The organism is Marinobacterium marinum, from assembly GCF_013868415.1.
Lineage (GTDB): Bacteria > Pseudomonadota > Gammaproteobacteria > Pseudomonadales > Balneatricaceae > Marinobacterium > Marinobacterium marinum.
In genome coordinates, this window is record NZ_JACEMT010000046.1 from 116871 (window position 1) to 140710 (window position 23840).

The 23840-nt window shown below is 57.9% G+C and carries 22 protein-coding genes; 11 read left to right on the forward strand and 11 right to left on the reverse strand.

Going from position 1 to position 23840, the window contains the following annotated elements; translation table 11 throughout:
- Nucleotides 1-92 precede the first annotated feature (92 nt).
- The 10 genes from H1S06_RS08675 to H1S06_RS08720 all read left to right on the forward strand — a co-directional run bounded on the left by H1S06_RS08675 (nt 93) and on the right by H1S06_RS08720 (nt 9325).
- The gene (locus tag H1S06_RS08675) at nt 93-881 is read left to right on the forward strand and encodes a DeoR/GlpR family DNA-binding transcription regulator (RefSeq protein ID WP_181739225.1); all 789 of its coding nucleotides are present in this window, start codon (nt 93-95) and stop codon (nt 879-881) included.
- Complete coding sequence (locus tag H1S06_RS08680; protein WP_181739227.1) at nt 868-1911, forward strand: ABC transporter ATP-binding protein; 1044 nt, start codon at nt 868-870, stop codon at nt 1909-1911. Before H1S06_RS08675 ends, H1S06_RS08680 begins: the two co-directional genes overlap by 14 nt.
- Nucleotides 1901-3178 carry an ABC transporter substrate-binding protein gene (locus tag H1S06_RS08685; protein WP_181739229.1) on the forward strand — a complete coding sequence of 426 codons (1278 nt, stop codon included), beginning with the start codon at nt 1901-1903 and terminating at the stop codon, nt 3176-3178. Before H1S06_RS08680 ends, H1S06_RS08685 begins: the two co-directional genes overlap by 11 nt.
- Nucleotides 3179-3245: 67 nt before the next feature.
- The gene (locus tag H1S06_RS08690; RefSeq protein ID WP_181739231.1) at nt 3246-4118 is read left to right on the forward strand and encodes a carbohydrate ABC transporter permease; all 873 of its coding nucleotides are present in this window, start codon (nt 3246-3248) and stop codon (nt 4116-4118) included.
- Nucleotides 4119-4127: 9 nt separating this feature from the next.
- Complete coding sequence (locus H1S06_RS08695; protein ID WP_181739233.1) at nt 4128-4940, forward strand: carbohydrate ABC transporter permease; 813 nt, start codon at nt 4128-4130, stop codon at nt 4938-4940.
- Nucleotides 4937-5770: an endonuclease/exonuclease/phosphatase family protein gene (locus tag H1S06_RS08700; RefSeq protein WP_181739235.1), complete on the forward strand. Its 834-nt coding sequence runs from the start codon at nt 4937-4939 to the stop codon at nt 5768-5770. The genes H1S06_RS08695 and H1S06_RS08700 overlap by 4 nt, the downstream gene beginning before the upstream one ends.
- A gap of 1 nt (nt 5771) precedes the next feature.
- Nucleotides 5772-6581, forward strand: coding sequence for an HAD-IIB family hydrolase (locus H1S06_RS08705; RefSeq protein ID WP_181739237.1), 810 nt, complete (start codon nt 5772-5774; stop codon nt 6579-6581).
- 72 nt (nt 6582-6653) lie between these two features.
- The gene (locus tag H1S06_RS08710; protein WP_181739239.1) at nt 6654-7634 is read left to right on the forward strand and encodes a nucleoid-associated protein; all 981 of its coding nucleotides are present in this window, start codon (nt 6654-6656) and stop codon (nt 7632-7634) included.
- Nucleotides 7635-7681: 47 nt separating this feature from the next.
- A complete protein-coding gene (locus tag H1S06_RS08715; protein ID WP_181739241.1) occupies nt 7682-8377 on the forward strand; it encodes a pseudouridine synthase in 696 nt (231 codons plus the stop codon).
- Nucleotides 8378-8488: 111 nt separating this feature from the next.
- Nucleotides 8489-9325 (forward strand): endonuclease/exonuclease/phosphatase family protein, encoded by an 837-nt coding sequence (locus H1S06_RS08720; RefSeq protein WP_181739243.1) that lies wholly within the window; start codon nt 8489-8491, stop codon nt 9323-9325.
- 27 nt (nt 9326-9352) lie between these two features.
- Here H1S06_RS08720 and H1S06_RS08725 read toward each other — a convergent pair whose 3' ends face one another.
- Together H1S06_RS08725 and ampD are read right to left on the reverse strand one after the other, a co-directional pair.
- Complete coding sequence (locus H1S06_RS08725; RefSeq protein ID WP_181739246.1) at nt 9353-10411, reverse strand: ABC transporter ATP-binding protein; 1059 nt, start codon at nt 10409-10411, stop codon at nt 9353-9355.
- Nucleotides 10412-10469: 58 nt separating this feature from the next.
- Nucleotides 10470-11024 (reverse strand): 1,6-anhydro-N-acetylmuramyl-L-alanine amidase AmpD, encoded by a 555-nt coding sequence (gene ampD / locus H1S06_RS08730; RefSeq protein ID WP_220183819.1) that lies wholly within the window; start codon nt 11022-11024, stop codon nt 10470-10472.
- A gap of 86 nt (nt 11025-11110) precedes the next feature.
- Between ampD and nadC the strand changes: the two genes are divergently transcribed.
- Nucleotides 11111-11968, forward strand: coding sequence for a carboxylating nicotinate-nucleotide diphosphorylase (gene nadC / locus H1S06_RS08735; RefSeq protein ID WP_181739248.1), 858 nt, complete (start codon nt 11111-11113; stop codon nt 11966-11968).
- 51 nt (nt 11969-12019) lie between these two features.
- On the opposite strand, the gene H1S06_RS08740 is transcribed toward nadC, so the two are convergent.
- The 9 genes from H1S06_RS08740 to murC all read right to left on the reverse strand — a co-directional run bounded on the left by H1S06_RS08740 (nt 12020) and on the right by murC (nt 23823).
- Nucleotides 12020-12955, reverse strand: a complete 936-nt coding sequence (locus H1S06_RS08740; protein ID WP_181739250.1) for a Nudix family hydrolase — start codon at nt 12953-12955, stop codon at nt 12020-12022.
- 3 nt (nt 12956-12958) lie between these two features.
- A complete protein-coding gene (gene argJ / locus H1S06_RS08745; protein ID WP_181739252.1) occupies nt 12959-14176 on the reverse strand; it encodes a bifunctional glutamate N-acetyltransferase/amino-acid acetyltransferase ArgJ in 1218 nt (405 codons plus the stop codon).
- Between the two features lie 31 nt (nt 14177-14207).
- Entirely contained in the window at nt 14208-16958 is a 2751-nt protein-coding gene (gene secA, locus H1S06_RS08750; protein ID WP_328515327.1) for a preprotein translocase subunit SecA, read from the reverse strand.
- Nucleotides 16959-17165: 207 nt separating this feature from the next.
- Nucleotides 17166-18080: a UDP-3-O-acyl-N-acetylglucosamine deacetylase gene (gene lpxC / locus H1S06_RS08755; RefSeq protein WP_181739256.1), complete on the reverse strand. Its 915-nt coding sequence runs from the start codon at nt 18078-18080 to the stop codon at nt 17166-17168.
- A 99-nt stretch (nt 18081-18179) separates the two neighbouring features.
- Complete coding sequence (gene ftsZ, locus H1S06_RS08760; protein WP_181739258.1) at nt 18180-19361, reverse strand: cell division protein FtsZ; 1182 nt, start codon at nt 19359-19361, stop codon at nt 18180-18182.
- 71 nt (nt 19362-19432) lie between these two features.
- Complete coding sequence (ftsA, locus tag H1S06_RS08765) at nt 19433-20716, reverse strand: cell division protein FtsA (protein ID WP_181739260.1); 1284 nt, start codon at nt 20714-20716, stop codon at nt 19433-19435.
- Nucleotides 20706-21464: a cell division protein FtsQ/DivIB gene (locus H1S06_RS08770; RefSeq protein WP_181739262.1), complete on the reverse strand. Its 759-nt coding sequence runs from the start codon at nt 21462-21464 to the stop codon at nt 20706-20708. The genes ftsA and H1S06_RS08770 overlap by 11 nt, the downstream gene beginning before the upstream one ends.
- Before the next feature lie 2 nt (nt 21465-21466).
- On the reverse strand, nt 21467-22417 hold the full coding sequence (locus H1S06_RS08775; protein WP_181739264.1) for a D-alanine--D-alanine ligase: 951 nt from the start codon (nt 22415-22417) through the stop codon (nt 21467-21469).
- Nucleotides 22417-23823, reverse strand: coding sequence for a UDP-N-acetylmuramate--L-alanine ligase (gene murC / locus H1S06_RS08780; RefSeq protein WP_220183825.1), 1407 nt, complete (start codon nt 23821-23823; stop codon nt 22417-22419). Before murC ends, H1S06_RS08775 begins: the two co-directional genes overlap by 1 nt.
- Nucleotides 23824-23840: the final 17 nt, after the last annotated feature.

Here is a 23840-nt window from a genome sequence, read left to right on the forward strand (position 1 = left end):
CTGTTGCCGTCCTGTAACCCTTCCGCCCAATAATTTCGTTCGAAACCCCATGACAACCTTGCGAAACAAGGCATACACGCGAACGAAAGCCCATGACACTATCCGAGCGACAAAACCGCATTCTGGCTCTGCTCAACCAGGCCGGTGGCAGCCTGACCAGTAGCGAACTGACGCAGGCCTTTGAAGTGTCCGTGCAGACCATCCGCAAGGATCTGAATATCCTGAGTCACCAAGGACTGGTCCAGCGCGTGCACGGCGGTATCACCCTGCCACACCAGAACCGCAACCTGTCGTTCAGCAATCGCCTGGTTATCAATCTCGCAGCCAAGCAAGCCATTGCTCAGGCCGTTGCCGCACGCCTGCCGGAAGGCGCTTCCGTATTTCTCGGTATCGGCACCACTCCGCAGCAGGTAGCACGGGCGCTACTGCACCACCCCGGTCTACAGGTGATCACCAACAATCTCAACGCTGCCGTTACCCTGTGCCAGAACCCCAATATCGAAACCCTGGTAGCCGGCGGGCGCATCCGCCCCTCCGATCAGGACCTGATGGGTGAAGATACCACCCGCTTTTTGCGCCGGTTTCAGGTCAATTTCGGCATTTTGGGCGCCGGCGGAATCAACGCCAAAGGCGAGCTGATGGATTTCTCGCTGGAGGAATCACACTTGTCTCGCGCCATTATCGACTGCAGCGACCAATGCATTCTGGTCACCGATAGCAGCAAGTACCTGCGCAGCGCACCGGTACGTACCGGCTGCATCAGCGAAGTGGATATGTTCGTGACCGAACAGCTGCCTGCGCCGATCAATGCCCTGCTGCGCGACACGCATACCGAGGTGATCTGCACTTCGACACAGGAGACACCCCATGAGCCAACTTGAAGTTCAGACACTATGCAAAGCCTGGGGAGACACCCGGGCCGTCAGCGATATCAGCTTTTCCATCGAGCCAGGCGAGTTCGTAGCACTGCTGGGGCCCTCCGGCTGTGGCAAGTCCACCACCCTGAAAATGATCGCAGGGCTGGAGACGCCAACCTCGGGGTCGATCCGCCTCAACGGTCGCGACATTACCCGCCTGCCGCCGGGCCAGCGAGGACTGGCAATGGTGTTCCAGTCCTATGCCCTGTTCCCGCATCTGAGCGTGGCCGAAAATATTCTGTTCGGCCTCAAGGCCCGGCGCGTTGCCGTGGAAGAGCGCAACCGCCGTCTGCGTCAGGTCACCGAACTGGTCGATCTGGGCCCTCAACTGCATAAGAAGCCGGGGCAGCTTTCTGGCGGCCAGTGTCAGCGCGTAGCACTGGCCCGTGCCATCGTGGCCGAAGCACCGCTGTGCCTGATGGACGAACCTCTGTCCAACCTGGACGCCAAACTGCGCAACGAGATGCGCGCAGAACTGCGCTCGCTGCAGCAGCGATTGGGCATGACCGTACTCTACGTCACCCACGATCAGGTGGAGGCGATGAGCATGGCCGACCGTATCCTGTTGCTCAACCAAGGCCGGGTGGCCCAGATGGGTACGCCTCAGGCACTCTACAGCACACCGGAAAACACCTTCGTGGCCCGCTTTATCGGCAATCCGCCAATGAACCTGATTGATACTGGCCAGCACCGTATCGGCATCCGCCCCGAACACGTGCACTGCCATCATCAGGGAGAACCCGCCCGCGTCCTTGGCTGCGACTACCATGGTGCCGATACCATCATTGATGCCGTTCTGACCCGTCTGGGGGATCAGCTCATCAAGCTGCGCCTGCCCGGTCACCAATTGCTGTCCTGCGGTGCCGAATTGAAACTCAATTGGCTCCCCGAACATGAACATGGCTTCTGTGCGCATAGCGGGCAGCGGCTAAACACACCCTTTGCGCCACTTTCTACTTATTTTCCCCATACGGAGTCTTACCATGTTGCATAAAGGCAAGCACCTGCTGGCAGTCGGCCTGACCTCTCTGGCCGCTACTGCGGCTCAGGCCAAGACAGAACTGACCATGTACTACCCGGTATCGGTCGGCGGCCCGCTGACCCAGGTTGTGGACGGCATGATCGACCAGTTCGAGCAACAAAACCCGGATATCGACGTCAACGCCATTTATGCAGGCAACTACAATGATGCTCGCATGAAGGCTCTGGCCGCACTGAAAAGCGGCCAACCGGCACAGCTGTCGGTGATGTTTTCCATCGATGTGCATGAACTCAAGGACCTGGATGCCATCGTGCCCTTTGATGAAGTGGTGCAGACTGCCGAGGAACGCCAGTGGCTGGACAGCTTCTACCCGGCCCTGATGGAAAACGGCAAGGTGGAGGGTACCACCTGGGGCATTCCCTTCCAGCGTTCGACCATTGTGATGTACTACAACAAGGACGCCTTCCGCGATGCTGGCCTGAATCCTGAGCAGCCACCCCAAAACTGGGACGAACTGGCCGAGATGGGACAAAAGCTGGTCAAAACCGATGCCGATGGGCAGGTCCAGCGCTGGGGCGCGATGATTCCGTCCACCGGCTACCCCTACTGGATGTTCGGTGCCCTGGCCAAACAGAACGGCGAAGTACTGATGAACAGCGCCGGTAACGAAACCTACTTCAACAAGCCCGCCGTGGTGGAAGCCCTGCAGTACTGGAGCGACCTGGGCAGCCAGTACAGGGTGATGCCTCAGGGCACCATCGAATGGGGCACCTTGCGCCAGAACTTCCTGGAACAGAAGACCGCCATCATGTGGCACTCCACCGGCAACCTGACGGCGGTGAAGAAGAACGCCGATTTCGATTTCGGCGTGGCCATGCTACCCGCCCGCAAGCAGTTCGGCTCACCCACCGGCGGCGGCAACTTCTACCTGTTCAAGAAATCCACCGATGAGGAACGCCGTGCCGCACTGAAGCTGGTCCGCTTCATGACCTCACCGGAACAGGCCGCCAGCTGGAGCATCGCCACCGGCTACATGGGCGTCAGCCCGGCATCCTACGACACCGAAGCCTTGCAGGAATACGTCCAGACCTTCCCGCCGGCCGCCGTTGCCCGCGACCAGCTGGAATACGCCACCGCAGAACTGGCGACACACCAGGCCGGTCGTGTACGCAAGCTGCTGGATGATGCCATCCAGTCGGTCCTGAACGGCCAGGCCGAACCCCAGGCCGCGCTCGACGCGGCCCAGCAGCAGGCCAAACGTATCCTGTCCCGCTACTGATCCAAACGGCCTGTGGCATTCGCGCCGCAGGCCGCTTTCGACCCGGATATTTCTGCAAGGCGACACGATGAACCGATTGTCCTGGCTGCATGCCTGGCTGATGCTGCTCCCGGCACTGGCCATGCTGCTGGCATTCACCCATATCCCGACCCTGACCACTCTCTGGCACTCGCTTTTTTTTCCGGCACGGGGCAGTGAAGCCGCCGAGTTTGCCGGACTCGACAACTACCGCATGATGCTGGAGGACGATGTTTTCTGGCAGGCACTGAGCAACAATCTCTGGTACGCGCTGGGCACCGTCCCCACCTCCATTGCGCTGGCCTTGGTGATGGCGCTCTGGGTCAACAGCAGGATCAGCGGCCGCACCGCACTGCGTCTGGCCTACTTTACCCCGACCATGCTGCCAATGATCGCCGTGGCCAATATCTGGCTGTTTTTCTATACCCCCGAGATCGGCCTGTTCAACAAGCTGCTGGCTCTGTTCGGCCACCCCGGCATCAACTGGCTGGGCGACCCCGATTGGGCCCTGCCGAGTCTGATGCTGATGACCGTCTGGAAAGAGGCCGGCTTCTTCATGATTTTCTACCTGGCCGCTCTACAGACACTGAGCCGTGACATCTACGATGCCGCCGCTCTGGAGGGTGCCGGGCGCTGGTACACCTTCAGACGACTGACCCTGCCACTGCTGATGCCGACCACCCTGTTTGTGCTGGTGAACGCCATCCTCAACGCCTTCAAGCTGGTGGATCACCTGTTCATCCTCACCAAGGGAGGCCCCAACAACGCCAGTAACCTGCTGCTCTACTACATCTACGAAAATGCCTTCAGCTTCTTCGACAGCAATTATGCCGCCACTCTGACCGCCGTGATGCTGCTGATGCTGATCCTGCTGGCACTGCTGCAGTTCGGCGTGCTCGAACGCCGCATCCACTACCGCTGAGGCCAAGACATGATGACCCGATTGAACACCTTCCTGTCCACCTCAGCCGCCTGGCTGCTGGGCCTGTTGTGGATACTACCTTTGCTGTATGCCCTCTGGGCCGCGACCCATCCGGCGGAATATGCCACTCGTTTCGACCTGCTTGCGCCGCTGACCGGCGAGCACTTCGTCACCGCATGGCAGCAGGCGCCCTTCATGCGTTACATGCTCAATACAGTGATCATCACCGGGCTGATCCTCGCCGCCCAACTGGTGCTCTGTACGCTTGCCGGCTATGCCCTGGCACGAATGCGGTTTCGCGGTCGAGGCCTGGCCTTCGCACTGGTGTTGCTGCAGTTGATGGTGATGCCGGAAATCCTGATCGTGGAAAACTACCGCACCCTGTCCGGACTTGAACTGATCGACACTCATCTCGGTGTTGGCCTGCCCTACATGGCCAGCGCCTTCGGCATTTTTCTGCTGCGCCAGACCTTCAAGGGCGTCCCCCAGGAGCTGGAAGATGCCGCCCGTCTGGAAGGCTGCTCCCGTCTCGGCGTGCTGTGGAAAGTCTATGTGCCACTGGCCAAGCCTACTTACCTGGCTTACGGGCTGGTGTCCGTCAGCCACCACTGGAACAACTTCCTCTGGCCGCTGGTGGTCACCAACACCGAGAACAGCCGCCCGCTCACCGTGGGCATGGCGATCTTCGGCGCGCCCGAATCGGGCGTCGACTGGCCGGTCATCTGCGCCGGCACCCTGATCGCCATCGGCCCGCTGCTGGCCGTTTTCCTGCTGTTCCAGCGCCGCTTCGTCCAGTCCTTCATGCATGCGGGGTTGAAATGATGCCAAGCACCCTGCGTATCCTCAGCTGGAATATCCAAAACGGCAAAGGCTGTGACAGTCGCATCGACATTGTCCGTATCATCGACTATATGCAGGCGCAGGGGCCGCTGGACCTGATCTGCCTGCAGGAAGTAGCACGCCATTTCCCCGAATACACCAGCGCCAAACAGCCCGACCAGCTGCAGGCCCTGGTCGACGCCTTCCCCGACTTCGTCCCGGTCTGGGGCGCGGCACTCAGTTGGCCAGGCACAGCACCACAACGGCGCCGCGAGTTCGGCAACCTGACCCTGACCCGCCGGCCTCTGCTGGATCGTCGCATACACGTACTGCCCGCGACATCGGCGCAATCCTCAGGACAGGAGCTGCAGACGCCCCGCTGCGCAGTGGAAACCCTGATCGAAGGAAACGCCGGCCCGTTACGGATACTCAACGCCCATCTGGCCTTTCATGATGCCCATGAGCGCAGGCAGCAACTGGCCTATCTGAGCAGCCTGCAGCAGCAGGAGCCGCCGCAGACACAGGGTCCCGGCATTTATGCCCAGCCCTTTCACTGCGTACGCACTCTGCTGTGTGGCGACCTCAACCTGGACAGCCGCCACGAGCACTATCGCTGGCTGGCCGCCCAAGGCTGGCAGGATGCCTGGCAACTGTGCCACGGCAGCCGCTCTCATCAACCGACCTGCGGCATCCACGACCTTGAACAATGGCCTCAGGGCCCGCACTGCCGCGATTACTTCTGGCTGCAACAGCTCCGACCACTGGAACTTAAAGTCGACACACTCACCAACCTCTCGGACCATCAGCCCCTGATTTTGACTCTGGAACACTGACATGAACATACAGCCCCCAAAACCCCTTCCCACGCGACTGGATCCGTCGATTCGCTACCTGTTCACCGATGTGGACGATACCCTGACCTGGGAAGGCCGCCTTCCCGTCGAAACATATGCCGCCCTCGACAGCCTGCAGCGCGCTGGAATCAGCGTTATCCCGGTTACCGGCGCCTGCGCGGGCTGGTGCGACTGCATCGTCAGGACCTGGCCGGTCACCGCCGTGATCGGCGAGAACGGCGCCTTCTGGATGCAACAAGACGAAACCGGCATCATCCGGCGCCACTACCGTCAGTCCGAAACCAAACGTCATGTGCAGGCGCTTCAGCTGGGTCACCTGCAACAACAGCTGATCGACCGCTACCCCTTTGCCCGCGCGACCGCCGACCAACCCTATCGCGAAACCGACATCGCCTTTGACATCGGACAGCAATGGCACACCACCCCCGAGGAGCAACAGAAGATTCTGCTGTCATTGCAGAGCGCCGGTGTACACGCTCGCCTGAGTTCCATTCATATCAATGCCTGGCTGGGCAACTACGACAAGGCCAGTACCGCCCGTGCCTGGCTCGAGCAGGAAGCACAACGGCAGAGCACCCCCATTGGCGAGCATGAGGTTGCCTTTATCGGCGACTCAGGCAACGATGCAGCCATGTTCGAGCAGTTCAGCAACACCTTTGGCGTGGCCAATATCGCTCGCTTTCTTGACAAGCTGCCTCGCCCGCCACGCTTCATCACGTCAGCCAATGGCGGCTTCGGTTTTGTTGAACTGGCCGACCGCCTGCTGGCCTCCTCGCTGCGCACCGACTGACAGACAAGGGCGTTTTCGGGACGCGGATTGTTTATAATCCGTATCCCGTTCAACTCAACCCGGAGCCTGACCATGCCCGCCACCGCCGCCATTGCCCACCGCCTGACGCGCCGCACCGGTGATCAATCCTACAACCTGCGTGAAGCGCTTTTCGACCGGGAAGGGCTGAACAACCGACTACTGGCGGAGATTAAACCTCTCTTCACTCGCCGCGCCAGCAAACGCTACGGCTGCTTCGCAGACGAAGCCACGGTATTCAAGGGATTACTGTTGAACTGGCGTGATCAGACCTTGAGCTTTACCCAATTCAGCGCCAAGGTAATCGAGCACCTGGCCATGCTGATGGAGCAGGAAGATCTGGAAACCGACGGCCATTGGCTGTTTATCGAGGAAGAACTGGAAGCCGCTCATCGCCTTTGGGTCGCCCATCTCAAACAGAAAGATGGCCTGCTGTTGAATACCGACAATGACTTGCAGGAAACCGGCTATATCGACTTTGCCAAAACCGGCCTCTGTGCCTGTATCGACCTCCACGAGATCGACAATCCTGACGGCAAGCGTTACCTGACGCTGAGTTTCGGTTTCGGCGACCGTCCCCTGCAGCAGCCGCTGATGGGCTTCTTCGGCTTTACCGACACCGTGGACACTCAGGCCGATACCGAGCGCTTCATGGAGGTCGTGAGCGACTACGCCGAGGCGATGCCGGAAGATAATGCCAAGCGTTACCAGAAGGAAGTCGCCGAGTTCTGCATGGAGCAGTCCAAGGAAGGCGCCGCCGTCAACTATCGCGAGCTGGCCGGCAACGTGGACTCCGTGGCCGAGGTCTCACTCGACGACTTCATCGCCGAGCGTGCGCCCGAGCTGAAGGAGGAGTTCATCCCTGATCGCAGCAGCCTGAAAAAGTACATTCGCTACACCGGGCGCACCAAAGAGGTTTCCATCAGTTTCAGCAACGAGTCGCTGGGCAAGTCGATCACCTTTGACCCGGCCACCGAAACGCTGACACTGAAAGACCTGCCCTCAGCATTGATCAAGCAGCTCAAAGGGGAATAAGCCCCGCTGCCGCCTGCCCTTCACGAGATATTCAAAACGAGACCTGCGTGCGCCTGGATCGCTTTATCTGTAAACATACCGAGCACGGCCACAAACGCTCGCGCCACCTGATCGCGGGTGGCCGGGTTGAAGTGGATAATCGTGTTGTCACCGACCCTCTTTGCCCGGTCACCCCTTTCAGTACCGTGCGGCTGGACGATCAACTCCTGCAGCAGCAGCGCGCATACTATCTGATGCTGAATAAACCGTCAGGCTATCTCAGCGCCACCCGCGACCCGCAACATGCGACCGTGCTGGAACTGCTACCGAAGCATCTGCGCACGGAACTGCATCTGGCCGGGCGCCTGGATCGCGCCACCACGGGACTGCTGCTGCTGACCAACGATGGTCATTGGTCACGCCGAATAACCGCGCCAGAACACCGGATTCCCAAAACCTATCGGGTCACCACAGCCGAACGAATACACTCGGATGCAGAAGAACGCTTCACCCAGGGAATTTGGCTGGCCCGCGAACAGGTCATGACCTCGGCCGCACAACTGGAACGCCTGACCGACAACCAGTGCCGTCTGACTATTTACGAAGGCCGTCACCATCAGGTCAAGCGGATGTTTGCAGCCATCAGCAACGAGGTCATCGCGCTGCACCGTGAAAGCATGGGTGACATCCAACTTGACCCGCAACTGCCGCCCGGTGAATACCGTTCTCTAACGGCGGTCGAACAGCAGTCGATAGCGGTGTAGCCCCCTGATCAAACCCTGTGACGGATCAATACACGGCCAAATGGACTGGACTCAGCCCCGGTGCTCACTTAGTCTGAACAGAACCGGATATAACGGACGCCTATCACGACCATGCCACACTCCGCTTCTGCACACCCTGCTCCAGCCCATGCCGCACAACCATCTGTCGAGCCTGTCATTCAGCACCCGCCGCGCAAGAGTCTGAACCTGCTCAGTTTCAATATTCAGGTTGGCATCAGAACACAGGCATATCGACATTACCTGACCCGCAGTTGGCAACACCTGTTACCCCATCGGCACCGTAACCGGACACTGGACCAAATTGGTCGCCTGTTACGTCAGTATGACCTGGTGGCACTGCAGGAGGTCGATGGCGGCAGCCTGCGCAGCGGCTTTGTGAACCAGGTCGAATATCTGGCCGGAGCGGGCCACTTCCCCTACTGGTACCAACAGCTCAACCGCAACCTGGGCAAGCTGGCTCAACACAGTAACGGAGTACTGAGCCGCCTGGAGCCCAGCCTGGTTGAAGACCATCCACTCCCCGGCCTGATCCCCGGCCGGGGCGCCATTCTGATTCGTCTGGGACAGGGGAAGGACGCGCTGTTGATCATCGTGCTCCATCTGGCGCTGGGGGCACGCACTCAGGACCGACAGCTGCGTTTTATCCGCGAACTGATCGAAGACCACCCTCATGTGGTATTGATGGGCGATATGAACAACCCGCTGGAACACCTGCTCCAGCGACCGGCACTACGCGGACTGGATCTTATTTCGGCCGAGGAAACGCTGCACACTTACCCGAGCTGGCAGCCGAAACATGCACTGGACCACATCCTGATCTCACCCAAACTGGAACTGCGCGGCGCCAAGGTACTGGATTTTTCGATTTCGGATCATCGCCCAATCGCCATGGAGATCGGTCTGCCACCCAACCTGCAGTACCTATAGGCACAGAGCCCCTGCTGCGACCGGTATTCAGTCAGCCGCGGAGGGGGCAGCAAACAGAATCGGGCGATGCGCCGTCACATGCACCTGCAGTTGTTCACCCTCGGCATAGCGATGCATGCCCTGCTCAAGCACTTCAATTTCACGCCCCGAGTGCAAACGCACACGGTACAGGACCTGACTGCCCTGAAACTCCGAACTGATGACCTGTCCGACAATGCCGCCTTCCTGCCCCAGATACAGGTCACCCGGACGCAAAAACAACTGCACGTCCTGACCACAGCCGACGCCCAAAGGCTCGGCAAACTCAAGCACACCCAGCTCGGTTTCCACTGCCAGATCCTGGTTGATACGCCCTTTGAACAGCTCTCCCTTGCCCACAAACGCTGCAACTTCCGGCGTTGCCGGGCGATAGTACAGATTTTCCGGCGTATCCCACTGCTGTACCTTACCCGCTGACAGAATTCCGATTTTATCGCTGATGGTAAACGCCTCCTGCTGATCATGTGTCACCATGATCGCAGCGATGCCTCGTCGCTTGAGAATATCGCGCACCTCCTGTGACAACTGGCGTCTCAGATCGGTATCCAGGTTGGAAAAGGGTTCATCCATCAACAGCAGGCGCGGGTCCGGCGCCAAAGCACGGGCCAGGGCTACACGCTGCTGCTGGCCGCCTGACAGTTCGTGAGGATAACGGGCACTCAAGTCCGGCAGCTCAACAAGGTCCAACACGTCCTGTACCCGACGGCGCTTTTCGGCGCGCCCGAGACCACTCAACCCGAAGGCGATGTTATCGGCAATACTGAGGTGGGGAAAAAGCGCGTAATCCTGGAACACCATTCCCATGCCGCGCTTTTCCGGCGGTACCACCTGATCAGGACTGCTGATCACCTGCTCTCCCAGGCAGACTCGCCCCGCCCGAGGCGTAATAAAACCGGCAATCGCTCTCAGTACCGTGGTCTTGCCACAGCCACTGGGGCCCAGCAGGCACGCGATTTCACCCTGCTCCATGGACAGTGCGACATCCTCCAGCACCGTCTGTGACTGGTACGCACATTTGAGACCTTCAATACTGAGCAACGCGGCCATGCTGTCCTCGGAAGAAAGAATTGCGGGGGCCATATAATAATTGAAAACGATTCTCAGATCACCCGAGAGATCGTTGGTAACGCTTCCAATCGAATGCAGGCCCCGGATCAGTCTTGCGCCCCGGTGCGATATCACTGTGGCCGGTTATCCGCTCCGTCTTCAAATCAGGGTAGGATTTCAGCAAAGCACGCGTCACCGCCGCCAATGTCTGATACTGCATATCCGTGTAAGGAAGCTCATCCGTGCCTTCCAGCTCAACCCCGATGGAAAAATCGTTGCAGGCCTCACGCTCCTGAAAACAGGAGCGCCCAGCGTGCCAGGCCCTGCGATCGAAGGGTACGAACTGCGTCATGCTCCCGTCTCGAGCGATCAGTACATGAGCCGATACTTCCAACCCCTGAATTTCGGCAAAGTAGGGATGCGCGTCCGGGTTCAGTCGATTGGTAAACAGCTCGGCAATATGACCTCCGCCAAACCGGCCCGGCGGCAAGCTGATATTGTGAATCACCAGCAGCGACACTTCACCGTCAGGGCGCTCGTTACAGTTGGGGGACGGGATGAACTCGGCAGCCGTTAAACGGTGTTCGATAATATCAAGATCGATAGACTTCAAGGGGGTACTCCGACGGCATACTCAGGCTGTCATATTTCCGTTAAGATAGGCACTCCATAGTACATGATAGGGACAGACCCGCCACCATGCTGACGCTGACCGAACTCAAACCGATCATTGAAGAGAACGTGCGCACCGCTCTCAAAGAGGATGTGGGCAACGGTGATATCACTGCCGAACTGATCCCGGCCGGCGATCAAAAACAGGCACGGGTCATCTCCCGCCAAACCGCAGTTATCTGCGGGCGAGCCTGGGTAGATGAAGTCTTCCGCCAGGTTGACCCCGAAGTTCAGCTCGAATGGCTGGTCGAAGACGGAGACCTGGTCGAACGCGACCAGGTACTGTTTCGGCTGCACGGGTCGGCCCGCTCCCTGCTGACCGGCGAACGTGCCGCCCTGAACTTTCTGCAAACTCTATCCGGCACTGCAACCGTCAGTCACGAATATGCACAGCGTGTCGCGGATACCCCGGTGACCCTGCTGGATACGCGGAAAACCATTCCCGGCCTGCGTATGGGCCAAAAATACGCGGTCAGCTGCGGCGGCTGCTCCAACCACCGAATCGGGCTCTATGACGCCTTCCTGATCAAGGAAAACCACATTATGGCCTGTGGTGGTATTGAGCAGGCTATTGCAACCGCCCGCCGTAACCACCCCGGCAAGCCGGTCGAAATCGAAGTCGAGACCGAAGCGCAACTGGAGCGGGCTCTGGTTGCCGGTGCCGATATCGTCATGCTAGACAACTTCAGCCCCGAGCGCATGGTCGCCGCTGTAGCTCAGACGGCCGGCCGTGCCAAACTGGAAGCCTCCGGTAACATTACCGATGCAACACTGCTCGACTATGCCAATACCGGTGTCGACTATATTTCCATCGGCGCACTGACCAAACACTGCCGCGCCGTTGATCTGTCAATGCGGATTATTGAAGACTCAAGCACCCACTAACAAAAAACCGGCACCTCATCACGAGCGTGCCGGCTTTCTGGATAACGGCTCTCACCACCAGGCCGATATGGCCGCGATACCTTGCGCCCCATACTGCCGGGCAGAGGCCAGATCAGCTTCTCCCAAGCCGCCCAACGCGTAGACAGGAAGCGTACACTCGGCCACCCGCTCGGCAAATGCCGCCCATCCCAACGCCGGTGTTTCCGGATGTGTAGATGTTGCCAGCACCGGGGACAAAGTGATGAAATCCACCCCTTTGGCCTGTGCCCATTCCATCTGTTCGAGCGAATGGCAGGACGCACTCAGCCAGCGCCCCTTGAACTCAGTGCGATCAGTCAGCGCCAGCAAACGAGCCGATGTCAGGTGAAGATGTTCGGCCTCCAGGCTGTTGGCCTGCTTCACCGACGTGTTGACTCCCAAGCGAACGTTTCTGGGTGTGCAGATCACCTGTAGCTGATGGTACAGGTGGGCGTACTGCTCGTCGTTCAGGTTCTTGGCACGCAGCATGACCCAGTCGATTCCCTGTGCCAAAGCCGCCAGCAGACGCTCTTCGTATTCGCCACAGGATGCGGTTGCGCCGGTTATCAGCAAACGTTCCGGCAATCGGGCAGCAGCCAGAATCGGCGTATTCGCCGCCGGAAAGGCATAGTCATCCAGCACGTCCGGCATAACCCAGCAAACCGGCTGCCCCTCGGCACCATGCGCTTCGCCTTTGAAGTCGTCTACCTCCCATACATCCAGCAAGACCGACTTGTCCGGGTAGTGATGAGGAATACGAATCAAGGGGCGTGCCGAGGTCACCTGGATACCCAGCTCCTCTTTCAGCTCCCGCGCCAAGGCATCAGCGACCGGCTCACCGGCCTCTACCTTGCCGCCCGGAAACTCCCAGAGGCCGCCCTGATGCTTGTCATCAGGACGACGGGCAATAAGAATACGACCGGAGCGGTCACGTATGACGGCTGCGGCGACATGAATCAGCCTGGCCATGAATCAGCTGCGGTAGTCCGCATTGATGCTGACATAGTCATGTGACAGGTCCGTGGTCCACACGCGCTCGATGACTTGACCACGATTCAGCACCACTCGAATCAGGACCTCTTCCCCATCCATGACGGCCTGTCCCGCCTCTTCGGTATAACTGGCAGCACGACCGCCGTTCTCGACGATACAGACATCATTGAGATAGATCTGTAGCGCGTCCAGATCCAGATTGTCGATCCCGGCACGCCCAACGCAAGCCAGAATACGCCCCCAGTTGGGATCGCTGGCAAACAGCGCCGTCTTGACCAGCGGCGAATGCGCGATGGTGTACGCCACATCCAGCGCTTCCTGGCTGGTGCCTGCTGACTCGACGCAAACCTCAACAAACTTGGTCGCACCTTCACCGTCACGCACAATCGCCTGTGCCAAGTTTAGCATGACGCGCTCCAGCGCCTCGGTAAACAGCGCCGCCAGTTCATAGTCGGAACCGTCGATGCAAACGCCGCTGGCACCGGTCGCTACCAGCATGCAAGAATCGTTGGTCGAGGTATCGCCATCAACCGTAATACGGTTGAAGGAACGATCCGCCACGTTGCTCAACCATTGCTGCAGCAACGCTTGCGGCACTTCAGCATCGGTTGCCACATATCCCAGCATGGTTGCCATGTTGGGCATGATCATGCCTGATCCCTTGGAAATTCCTGTCAAAGTAATGATTTTACCCTGATAAGAGATCTGTTCACTGGTGGCCTTGGGCCGGGTATCAGTCGTCATGATTCCCCAGGCTGCCGATTCCCAGTTATCCTCGGACAGATCAGTTTTGGCCGCACCCAGCACGTCGACAATCTTGCCAACCGGCAACGGCTCACCGATTACGCCGGTGGAGAACGGCAACACCGCTTCAACCGGCACTTCACAGCGTTCGGCCACGGCCTGGCAGCATGCCATGGCATCTACCATGCCCTGCTCGCCGGTACCGGCGTTGGCATTGCCGGTGTTGACCAGCAGGTAACGCGCCGGCGCCGCCGCCAGATGCTGTTTGCAGACCCGTACCGGCGCGGCGCAGAAGGCGTTCAGGGTGAACACACCCGCAACCGCGCTGCCTTCAGCCATTTCCATCAGCACCACATCGCGTCGGCCCGGTTTCTTGATCCCCGCCGATGCAATACCGAGACGAAACCCGTTTACCGGATGTAATTGAGGCAAAGTAGCCGGACCAACTGCCATGATGCTGTTTTCCTTACTTGACTGACAATAATTAACTGAGTTTACCGTGACACTGTTTGTATTTTTTGCCTGAACCACAGGGGCAGGGTTCGTTGCGGCCGACCTTCGGAGTTTCACGCTTGAAGGGTTCCGCGTTGTCCGCCTGCTCGTCAGCTTCGCCTTCACTGCTCGACTGCTCGCCCATGGCACTGCCCTGAGCATGCTCGTAGTTCATCTGCTGACGTTCGGCCTGAGCCCTGCGCTCTTCTTCCATACGCTCAACCTCTTCCGGCTGACGTACCTGTACATGGCTCAGAATACGTACAATATCATGCTTGATGTGCTCCAGCAGATCCTGGAACAGGGCAAAAGCCTCACGCTTGTATTCCTGCTTGGGGTTTTTCTGCGCATAGCCACGCAAGTGAATACCCTGACGCAACAAATCCATGGTCTGCAGGTGTTCCTTCCACAGGGTGTCCAACACCTGCAGCATCACCTGCTTCTCGAACATCCGCAGCGTTTCCGCCCCGACCGCTTCTTCCTTGGCCTGGTAAGCGGTCACGATCTCGCCGCGAATTCTGTCGCGCAGGCTTTCTTCGTGAAGGCTGTCATCCGTATCCAGCCATTCGCGGATCGGCAGTTTCAGTGCAAACTCGCTTTCCAGCGCTTTTTCCAGCCCGGCAACATCCCACATTTCTTCCAGGCTCTGTGGCGGAATATGCTCGCTGATCGTGTTGTCGATGACTTCATTCCGAATCGATTCAACCGCTTCGGAAATATCATTCGACGCCATCACTTCATTTCGCTGACCGTAAATGACGCTGCGCTGATCGTTGGCGACATCGTCATATTCAAGCAGCGATTTACGGATATCGAAGTTGCGTCCTTCCACTTTGCGCTGGGCCTTTTCGATGGCATTGGTAACCATCTTGTGCTCGATAGCCTCTCCCTTGTCCATACCCAGTGCCTGCATGAACTGGCGCACGCGGTCGGATGCGAAAATGCGCATCAAATCATCTTCCAGAGACAGGAAGAAGCGGGACGAACCAGGGTCTCCCTGACGACCGGCACGACCACGCAGCTGGTTGTCGATACGACGTGATTCGTGACGCTCGGTACCGATGATGTGCAGGCCGCCAGCTTCCAGCACCAGCTCGTGACGCTGACGCCACTCTTCGCGTGCCTGGTCGACTTCCGCATCGCTGACTTCGTCACCCAGCGCGGCGATTTCGGCCTCCAGTTTGCCGCCCAACATGATGTCAGTACCACGACCGGCCATGTTGGTTGCAATGGTTACGGCGCCGGGGCGGCCCGCCTCAGCAATGATATCAGCCTCACGCCCGTGGTTTTTGGCGTTCAGCGTATTGTGCGGGATCTTCTCTTTGTCCAGCAACGCGGACAGCAGTTCCGACGATTCAACCGACGCAGTACCCACAAGGACCGGACGATTATGTTCACGGCAGTAGCGTATCTCTTTTACGATCGCCTGATACTTTTCTTCCATGGTCAGGAAGATGATGTCGTTGTAGTCCTTACGCTGAATCTGACGGTTGGTCGGAATAACGACCACGTCCAGACCGTAGATTTGGCGCAGCTCGTACGCTTCGGTGTCCGCAGTACCGGTCATGCCGGACAGTTTTTCATACAGACGGAAGTAGTTCTGGAACGTAGTTGAAGCCAGTGTCTGGCTTTCCATCTGAATCTGTACACCTTCCTTGGCTTCCACCGCCTGGTGCAGACCCTCTGACCAGCGACGTCCCGGCATGATACGACCGGTGTGCTCGTCGACGATGACAATCTGACCGTTCTGGATGATGTAATCCTTGTCACGCTGGAACAGGTAGTGCGCACGCAGTCCCGCCAACACATGGTGCAACAGATTCAGGTTCTGTGGCGCATAGAGGCTTTCGCCTTCCTGCAGCATGCCATGTTCGATCAACAGATCTTCAACCAGCTGGTGACCGGCTTCGGTGAGCTCAACAGTGCGGTTTTTCTCGTCAACAACAAAGTGCTCATCAATCACCTGAGAAGCATCCTTGGGATCGATTTCGCCGTGGAACTGCTGCAAGCGCGGAATCAGCTGGTTGATCTGATGGTAAGTCGCAGAGCTGTCTTCGGCAGGCCCCGAGATAATCAGCGGCGTACGCGCCTCATCAATCAGGATGGAGTCCACCTCGTCGACTACCGCAAAGTGGAAATCGCGCTGCACCTTGTCATCGATACTGAAGGCCATGTTGTCGCGCAGGTAGTCAAAGCCAAATTCGTTGTTGGTGCCGTAGGTAATATCAGCGGCATAGGCGGCACGCTTGGACATGGAGTCCTGTCCGGAGAAGACCACCCCGATACTCAAGCCAAGAGATTCATACAACGGCCGCATCCACTCAGCATCACGCTGAGCCAGATAGTCGTTCACAGTCACAACATGCACGCCCTTGCCCGGCAACGCATTCAGGTATACAGCCAGCGTCGCCACCAGTGTTTTACCCTCACCGGTTTTCATCTCGGACACTTTGCCATCATGCAACACCATCCCGCCGATCAGCTGGACATCAAAGTGACGCATGCCCATGACACGCTTGGAGGCCTCGCGAACGGTTGCAAAGGCTTCAGGCAACAGTTTCTCCAGCGCTTCACCCTGCTCAAGTCGCGCACGGAAAGCTGCTGTCCGCCCCTTGAGTTCCGCATCGGAAAGAGCCTCGACATCCGCTTCCAGCCCGTTGATCTGCTTGACGACCTTGCCCAGTCGCTTCAGCTCACGATCGTTTTTACTTCCCAGTATCTTCTTGAACAGTGACAGCATAATTCGACTTTTAACCGGTTGAATGCAAAGGTCTGCCCCCACAGGCGGTGCAGTTCCCTTTGGCAAAAAAATGGATACGACATTCTACCTGTATTGGGGCAGATAATAGAATGTCAACGGCGCGGATTTTTGATCTGCTTCAGACTTCCCGACAAGCTGCCGCCCTGAAACGTGAAAGCCGGCCTTTACAGGCCGGCTTTCAGGGCAGGATCAACCCGCTGCAACAGGGCGGTGATAGGATATGGGCACAGGCGCCCCCTGCTCCTCGAACGTCACCGTTTCCCAAGCATCCTCGGTCGCCAGCAACTTGCGCAACAACATGTTATTGAGATAGTGACCGGACTTGTGGCCATAGAATTCGCCGATCAGACTCTTGCCCAGCAGGTAAAGGTCACCAATGGCGTCCAGCACCTTGTGCTTGACAAACTCGTCCTCATAGCGAAGGCCATCTTCATTAAGGATCTTGAAATCATCAACCACAATCGCGTTTTCAAAGCTGCCGCCCAGTACCAGATTCTGGGAACGCAGGTACTCAATATCACGCATGAAACCGAATGTGCGCGCCCGGCTCACTTCCTTTACAAAGGAAGTACTGGAGAAATCCAGGACGGCTTCCATGTTACGGTTGGCAAAGGCCGGGTGGTCAAATTCGATACAAAAGCCGACCTTGAAACCGCTGAACGGCTTAAACGTCGCGGTCTTGCCTTCGTGACTGACGGTCACTTCCTGTTTGATGCGGATAAATTCCTTATGCGCATCCTGCTCGGCGATACCCGCCGACTGAATCAGAAATACGAAAGGCGCGGCACTGCCATCCATAATGGGAACTTCTTCGGCGCTCAACTCGACATAAGCGTTATCGATTCCCAGTCCGGCCAACGCCGACAGAAGGTGTTCCACCGTCGCCACACGCACACCGTCACGCGCCAGATTGGTCGACAGCGTAGTATCAGCGACATTATCAGCACGGGCTTCTATTTCAAACACTGGGTCCAGGTCCACTCGGCGGAACACGATACCGGTATTGACCGGTGCCGGCTTCAGCGTCAAGTACACTTTCTGGCCCGTATGAAGACCGACGCCAGTGGCCTTGATGCTGTTTTTGAGTGTGCGCTGTTTGATCATCCGCTGTGCCAACCTGAATTTACAAAAATATCGCGAAATAGTAACAAATTCGACGCCAATTATTCAATCGGCGCCACCCTTCTTATGGCTGACTATTTTTCAGTCAGCCTGACGCCGCAGGAATGTCGGGATATCCAGACTGCCGTAATCATCCTTTTGCCCCGGCTTCTCTCCACCCGCTTCCTGTCTGGGCTTATCAACCAGCGCTTCCTCGCGCTGACGACGCAAGATGGTCGGCAGTTCGATTTCATCCAGATTCAGCGAACCATCAGGCTTGCGGCTGTTGTTGCTTTTGTTCTGCACCAGATTCAGCTCGGGCTCCCGGGCACGATCAAGACCGGTGGCGACCACCGTCACTTTCAACTCTTCACCCAGCGTCGGATCGATAACGGTACCCACAACGATGGTGGCATCGTCATCTGCATACTGCTCAACGATATTACCGACTTCGGTGAACTCGCCCAGGCTAAGATCTTCACCCGCCGCAATATTCACCAGAATCCCGCTGGCGCCACGCAGATCGATATCTTCCAGCAGCGGGCTGCGAATCGCTGCTTCAGCCGCCTCTTCGGCACGGCTGTCACCCCGTGCCATCGCGGTTCCCATCATCGCCATACCCATTTCAGACATCACCGTACGTACGTCGGCAAAGTCCACGTTGATCATGCCCGGACGCGTGATCAGATCGGCAATGCCCTGTACGGCACCCTTGAGCACATTGTTGGCCGCACTGAATGCATTCACCAGGCTGCAGTTTTTACCCAGCACCTGCATCAGCTTTTCATTCGGTATAATGATCAGGGAGTCCACGGCATCGCGCAGCTCGGCAATGCCGGCTTCGGCAATTTTCATCCGCTTGCGCCCTTCAAACGGGAACGGGCGGGTTACGACAGCAACCGTCAGGATTCCCAGTTCACGGGCGACTTCAGCCACGATTGGTGCAGCCCCCGTCCCTGTGCCGCCCCCCATGCCTGCGGTAATAAACACCATATCCGCGCCGGACAGGGTTTCAGCAATACGTTCGCGATCTTCAATGGCCGCCTGGCGCCCGACCTCCGGGTTGGCTCCGGCCCCAAGCCCCTTGGTCAACTCACTGCCGATGTGCAGCGCCGTGCGAGCCGCACTACGGCTCAGTGCCTGAGCATCGGTGTTCGCACAGATGAATTCGACCCCTTCAACTTCGGTATCCACCATGTATTGCACGGCATTGCCACCGCCGCCACCAACACCGATCACCTTGATCAGCGCGCTCTGGGTTACGCTTTCGACCAGTTCAAACATTTGTCCCCCTCCTCTCCGGTGCCTGTTACTGCACTATCCGGCACTTCCGGCGATTAACTTGAAATTAATTATTAAAAGTTTCTTTGTACCCAGGATTTAAACCGCTGTAGGTGATCCCCCACTCCCTTGCGCGGCTCGCGCTCGACTACCGGTATCAACTCCTTGACAGGTTCCGCTGCAATGGGGGCCATCGGTACTTCATGATCCTGCCGGGCGTAATGCAGCAAACCGATACTGGTAGCGTAAATCGGATTACCCAACTGGGCTTCCATGCCTCGAATGCCTTGCGGCTTGGCCAAACGAACCGGCATGTGGAAAATTTCCTCGGCCAGCTCCACTGCTCCTTCCATCTTGGACGTACCACCGGTCAACACGATACCGGCAGCTACCAGGTCTTCGAAACCGCTGCGGCGCAACTCGGCCTGAACCAGCGTGAACAGTTCTTCGTAACGCGGCTCTACCACTTCAGCCAACGCCTGTCGTGACAAATCTCGGGCCGGTCGGTCTCCGACGCTGGGCACCTTGATCATCTCATCGGCCTGAGCCAGCTGGGCCAGGGCACAGGCATACTTGATCTTGATCTGCTCGGCGTGCTGGGTCGGTGTACGCAACGCCATGGCGATGTCATTGGTGACCTGATCACCGGCGATCGGAATCACTGCCGTATGACGAATCGAACCCGCAGTAAAGACCGCCAGATCGGTGGTACCACCACCGATATCCACGATACAAACCCCCAGATCTTTCTCATCTTCGGTCAGTACCGAATAACTCGAAGCCAGCTGCTCCAGTACAACCGCATCCACTTCCAGCCCACATCGGCGAATACACTTTTCGATATTCTGGATCGCATTGGTAGCCCCGGTGACCAGATGCACCTTGGCCTCCAGGCGCACACCTGACATGCCAAGCGGTTCCTTGATGCCCTCCTGATTGTCAATCAGGTATTCCTGCGGCAGGATATGCAGAATTTTCTGGTCGGCCGGGATGGCAACGGCCCGAGCAGCATCAATCACCCGCTCCAGATCGTAATCAGAGACTTCGCGATCACGAACCGCCACGATACCGTGGGAATTCAGGCTGCTGATATGGCTGCCGGCAATGCCGACAGTGACACCGTGTACCTTACACCCGGCCATCAGCTCGGCTTCTTCCACCGCCCGCTGTATGGAGCTTACGGTCGATTCGATATTGACCACGACACCACGCTTAAGCCCTCGTGACGGCTGGGAACCCACGCCTACAATCTCGATCGTCCCCTGGGGCGTGACTTCCCCCACCAGGCAGACGACCTTCGAAGTGCCGATATCGAGTGCAACAATCATGTTGCCTGCCATCTCACCCTTAACCTGCATTATCCTGTCCTGTTTCTGCGCGCCAACTCACAGCGGCACCATTGGTATAGCGAATATCAACCTGCTCGATCTGCTCTGCTCGAGCCGCCAGCCTTTGCTGATAGATATCTATAAACCGCTTCAATCGCGGCACCAGTTCTTCACGACCGACAACCACTCGAATGCCGTTGTCCAACTCCAGTGTCCAGGCCCCTCGTGACTCCAGCACCAGCCCCGTCAACCGCAGCCCTGATGCCGAGAACATCCGGTTCAGGTCATGGTATTGTTGCATGATTCTGATGGTTTCATGTGCCGGCCCCGTCAGCTTCGGCAAGGCCGCATACTCCGGTTTCAACTCGGGCCAAAAGATGTCACCCTGGTGGTTGAGCAATCCCTTGTCTCCCCAGCGTGCCACCGGCACTTCTTCCTCCAGCTGCACACCAATCGCTGGCGGCCACTGACGGCGTACGCTGGCACTGTGTACCCAGGGCTCCTGAACCAATTGCTCCTGCAAGGCTTTCAGGTCCAGCTGCAGCAATGGCCGGTTCATCCGTGTCGCCAGTGCCTGCGCCAATGCTTCCTTGTCCAGGTGGCGAGTCGCTCCCGCCACTGTCACCACTCCCACCGGCTGATTCAACCACTGCCAGAGTTCTCTCAGGAGCGAGCTGCTCACGCCGGTGAATATCACCAGCAGCGTCAGAATCACCACCATACGCCACTGGCGATCCTGATTATTGCCTACAACCCCCTGCTCTCCGGCCTGTGCCATGCTTACGCCTCAGCGCTACTCAAGCTCAAAATACCCACAACCAACTGTTCAAAGCTGATCCCGGCCTCCCCGGCAGCCATAGGCACCAGGCTGTGGTCCGTCATTCCCGGCGCGGTATTGACCTCAAGCAACTGAAAGCTGCCATTGGCATCCATCATCGCATCGATACGTCCCCAACCACGACATCCCACGGTATTGAATGCCTGCAGAGCCAGCAGTTGAAGGGCTTCGGCCTGTGCAGACGTCAACCGGGTATCAAAATGATAATGCGTATCAGCTGCTGAATATTTGGCTTCAAAGTCGTAAAAGTCATGCGGTGTTTCCAGCCGGATAACCGGCAGGGCCTGATCATTCAAAACGGCAATCGTAAACTCGGGACCATTAACCCACTGCTCGGCAATCACACTGCTGTCATACCGGCTTGCCGCAGCATAGGCGCTTTCCAGTTCGGCCCGGTTATTCACCTTGCTCATCCCGATACTGGAGCCCTCGTGTACAGGTTTGACCATGACCGGATAGCCAAGTCTGGCCTCGACCCTGTCCAAGTCAGTTTCGGCATCCAGCACCGAAAACAGGGGAGTCGGCAGCCCGGCTCCCTGCCACAGTTGCTTGCAGCGCAACTTATCCATGCCCAGGGCCGAAGCGGCAACACCGCTGCCGGTATAGGGCTTGCCCATCATTTCCAGAACACCCTGAATCGTACCGTCTTCCCCACCACGGCCATGCAGAATCAGGAAGGCGCGATCAAACTCACTATCCAGAAGCTGGGCCACAGGGTTGGCGCCCTCTGCTCCCAGATCGATGGCAAAGGCGTCCACTCCGGCATTCTGCAACCCTTTCAGCACGGCTCGACCGCTGCGCAGAGAGATCTCGCGCTCGGCCGAGGTTCCACCCATCACGACGGCGACCCGCCCCAGAGCTGCTACTTCCGCTGCTTGTATCTGCTTGCTCATCATTCCTGTTCCTTGACCGCACTCACCAGGGACTCCTTAGTCAGCTGATGAGCCAGACTGGTAATATTGCCGGCTCCCTGGGTCAGCAGAAGGTCACCTGGCTGCAATACATTACGCAATATCTCCGCCACGCCGTCCGGCCCCTCGACATACACGGGTTCAACACCCCGCTGACGAATGCTGCGGCACAAACTGCGCGAATCCGCGCCCGGAATGGGCTCTTCCCCGGCCGGGTAGACTTCCATCAGCAGCAACAGGTCAACTTCCGACAATACCTTGACGAAGTCTTCATACAGATCGCGGGTACGGGTATAGCGGTGAGGCTGATGAATCATCACCAAACGACGCTCCGGCCAGCCCTCGCGAATGGCTCGGATGACCGCCTGTACTTCGGTCGGATGATGACCGTAATCATCCACCAATGTCACTTCGCCCCCAGCAACCGGCAATTCACCCAGTACCTGGAACCGCCGACCCACACCTTCAAAACGGTCCAACGCACGCACGATGGCGCCTTCATCAATACCTTCATCCAACGCAACGGCAATACACGCCAGCGCATTCAGGACATTGTGCCGCCCCGGCATATTGACACAGACTTCCAGCGGCGACTGATTGCCCGGGCGCTGAACCGTAAAGCAGGTACGCATGCCCTGTTGACGGATGTCCACCGCCTGGTAATCCGCCCCCTCGTGGAAGCCGTATGTCAGCACTGGACGACTGACCTCGGGCAGAATTTCCCGCACCACCGGATCCTCGGTACACAAAACGGCCAGACCATAAAACGGCAGATTGTGCAAAAAACTGATAAACGTTTGTTTGAGTTTACCAAAATCGCCGCCATAGGTATCCATATGATCGGCATCAATATTGGTAACAATGGCCACCATCGGCTGCAGGTGCAGAAAGGAAGCGTCACTTTCATCAGCCTCGGCCACCAGGTAACGACTGCCCCCCAGCTGAGCATTGGTGCCGGCACTGTTCAGGCGACCACCAATCACGAAAGTCGGGTCCAGACCGGCTTCAGCCATGATGGAGGCCATCAGGCTGGTCGTCGTTGTTTTGCCGTGGGTGCCGGCAACCGCAATACCGTGACGGTAACGCATCAGCTCAGCCAGCATTTCGGCACGACGGACCACCGGAATGCGCAGCTCTCTTGCCGCCGCCACTTCCGCGTTATCGGACTTGACCGCCGTCGAAATCACCACCACATTGGCCTGACTGACGTTGCTGGCAGCGTGACCGATAAAAATCTCGGCACCCAGAGCTTCCAGGCGCATCGTCGTCGCGGTCGGACGGATATCCGAACCACTGATGTCATACCCCTGGTTCAACAATACTTCGGCAATACCACACATGCCGACGCCACCAATACCGACGAAATGAATTCTGCGGATACGACGCATTTCGGGCACTTCATACA

Excerpts from the sequence above, each read along its gene's own strand:
- H1S06_RS08675 (WP_181739225.1), top strand. The coding sequence starts at position 93 with ATGACACTATCCGAGCGACAAAACCGCATTCTGGCTCTGCTCAACCAG.
- H1S06_RS08680 (WP_181739227.1), top strand. The coding sequence starts at position 868 with ATGAGCCAACTTGAAGTTCAGACACTATGCAAAGCCTGGGGAGACACC.
- H1S06_RS08685 (WP_181739229.1), top strand. The coding sequence starts at position 1,901 with ATGTTGCATAAAGGCAAGCACCTGCTGGCAGTCGGCCTGACCTCTCTG.
- H1S06_RS08690 (WP_181739231.1), top strand. The coding sequence starts at position 3,246 with ATGAACCGATTGTCCTGGCTGCATGCCTGGCTGATGCTGCTCCCGGCA.
- H1S06_RS08695 (WP_181739233.1), top strand. The coding sequence starts at position 4,128 with ATGATGACCCGATTGAACACCTTCCTGTCCACCTCAGCCGCCTGGCTG.
- H1S06_RS08700 (WP_181739235.1), top strand. The coding sequence starts at position 4,937 with ATGATGCCAAGCACCCTGCGTATCCTCAGCTGGAATATCCAAAACGGC.
- H1S06_RS08705 (WP_181739237.1), top strand. The coding sequence starts at position 5,772 with ATGAACATACAGCCCCCAAAACCCCTTCCCACGCGACTGGATCCGTCG.
- H1S06_RS08710 (WP_181739239.1), top strand. The coding sequence starts at position 6,654 with ATGCCCGCCACCGCCGCCATTGCCCACCGCCTGACGCGCCGCACCGGT.
- H1S06_RS08720 (WP_181739243.1), top strand. The coding sequence starts at position 8,489 with ATGCCACACTCCGCTTCTGCACACCCTGCTCCAGCCCATGCCGCACAA.
- H1S06_RS08725 (WP_181739246.1), bottom strand. The coding sequence starts at position 10,411 with ATGGCCGCGTTGCTCAGTATTGAAGGTCTCAAATGTGCGTACCAGTCA.
- nadC (WP_181739248.1), top strand. The coding sequence starts at position 11,111 with ATGCTGACGCTGACCGAACTCAAACCGATCATTGAAGAGAACGTGCGC.
- H1S06_RS08740 (WP_181739250.1), bottom strand. The coding sequence starts at position 12,955 with ATGGCCAGGCTGATTCATGTCGCCGCAGCCGTCATACGTGACCGCTCC.
- argJ (WP_181739252.1), bottom strand. The coding sequence starts at position 14,176 with ATGGCAGTTGGTCCGGCTACTTTGCCTCAATTACATCCGGTAAACGGG.
- lpxC (WP_181739256.1), bottom strand. The coding sequence starts at position 18,080 with ATGATCAAACAGCGCACACTCAAAAACAGCATCAAGGCCACTGGCGTC.
- ftsZ (WP_181739258.1), bottom strand. The coding sequence starts at position 19,361 with ATGTTTGAACTGGTCGAAAGCGTAACCCAGAGCGCGCTGATCAAGGTG.
- ftsA (WP_181739260.1), bottom strand. The coding sequence starts at position 20,716 with ATGCAGGTTAAGGGTGAGATGGCAGGCAACATGATTGTTGCACTCGAT.
- H1S06_RS08770 (WP_181739262.1), bottom strand. The coding sequence starts at position 21,464 with ATGGCACAGGCCGGAGAGCAGGGGGTTGTAGGCAATAATCAGGATCGC.
- H1S06_RS08775 (WP_181739264.1), bottom strand. The coding sequence starts at position 22,417 with ATGAGCAAGCAGATACAAGCAGCGGAAGTAGCAGCTCTGGGGCGGGTC.
- murC (WP_220183825.1), bottom strand. The coding sequence starts at position 23,823 with ATGCGTCGTATCCGCAGAATTCATTTCGTCGGTATTGGTGGCGTCGGC.